The sequence below is a fragment of the Caldanaerobacter subterraneus genome, assembly GCF_004345675.1.
Lineage (GTDB): Bacteria > Bacillota > Thermoanaerobacteria > Thermoanaerobacterales > Thermoanaerobacteraceae > Thermoanaerobacter > Thermoanaerobacter subterraneus.
This window is the reverse complement of the sequence record NZ_SLWU01000073.1, coordinates 1-1420: the sequence shown is the minus strand read 5'-3', so window position 1 is coordinate 1420 and position 1420 is coordinate 1. Positions and strand designations below refer to the sequence as shown.

General features: G+C 38.9%; 2 protein-coding genes. Both read left to right on the top strand.

Going from position 1 to position 1420, the window contains the following annotated elements:
* Window positions 1–282 precede the first annotated feature (282 nt).
* Window positions 283–651: a hypothetical protein gene (locus EV203_RS13280; RefSeq protein WP_132040915.1), complete on the top strand. Its 369-nt coding sequence runs from the start codon at window positions 283–285 to the stop codon at window positions 649–651.
* On the top strand, window positions 648–1420 hold a 773-nt coding region (gene mobP3 / locus EV203_RS13275), incomplete at its 3' end, for a MobP3 family relaxase (RefSeq protein ID WP_243700720.1). The genes EV203_RS13280 and mobP3, both read left to right, overlap by 4 nt.

The following is a 1420-nucleotide window of genomic DNA, read 5'->3' as shown; positions in this document are numbered from 1 at the left end:
ACCTAAAACCACCTTTGCAATGTGCAAGGGTGGTTTTCTATCTTTCAAAACCTGCTGAGCTTTTATGCTTTGTTTTTATAATGCAGGATAAGGCGCACAGCGCACGAGACCGACACACAACAGGCAGAGCCTGTTGGATACTGTAAATAAGAGAAACGCACTTCACACCGCTTTTAAGAGCACAAAGCAGTAAAAATGCAGTGCAAAATACTCAAAAATATTGATATTACTTGTTTTATCAGCAACGCTTTCAAACAGTAAGGTTAAAAAGGAGGTGGGCTTTTGAAAAAAGTAACAGTTTACCTTTCAGAAGATACCTATGAGGTTCTAAACAACCTGTCTTCCAGAAGAAAAGAATCTATGTCATTGATTGCGAGAAAGATACTTGAAAAAGGGTTAAAAGAGGAATCTGCGCAAGACGGCATAGATGCCGTAACCGAAGCCGTAAGAAGAGCCATGCGGGATATACTAAGACCTACAGAAGATAGATTAGCCAAACTCATGGCAAAGGCAGCAGTAGCAGCAGCTACAGCAATGTACATGAATGTGCAGACCATAGCAGATTTGGGCAAGCACAATGCTGTTGAAATTTACAACGAAGCAAGAGTTAAGGCTGTAGCCTACCTAAAAGAAAGAGATGATAATGAATGACGGCCCCTTTTGTAATGAAAGCAAGTTTTTATCTGCCTACACATGAAAATCAGGCTAAAAATGTTGCACATCTTTTGTATATAGGTACTAGATCTGGTGTAGATAAAGGTGAATTTAATGAATTGGAAGAATTAGACGCAGGAAATAGATATGCAGAGAAAATACTTTCAGAATATGACAGCCTAGATGATTTCATTGATAATTTTGAGATAGATACTGCTGGCACTCCTGCAGGACACGTAAAGTATATGGATGAGAGACCGGGAAGCCATGGTCTTTTCAGCTCTGATGAAAATGTTAGTTTAAAAGAAACAATGAAAGAATTAAGTAAGCATTCAGGTGTTGTTTGGCGCTTTATCCTTTCATTGAAGGAAGAAGATGCTGTAAAGCTCGGATATACAACAAGAGACTCATGGGAAAAAGCACTCAGAGCTACAATATCAGATGCAGCGGCAAAAATGGGCATTTCGGAGTCAAATCTGAGGTGGGTTGCTGCCTTTCATCAGGCAAAAGGACATCCACATGTACACGTAGTTATGTGGGAAAAAACACCTCAGAGACGTTTGGGAAGGCTTTCAAAAGGCGAGATAAAAGACATAAAAAAAATATTTTTAGATGAAATATATGCAAAAGAAAGGCTGGCACTTACGGCAGAAAAATCAGCAGTAAGGGATTTAATAAGAGATACAGCTAAAAGAGATATTTCAGAAGTGCTGAAGGAAGTCAAAAAAGCAAGAATAGAAATAAGAGCACTAAATGGAGAAAAGCC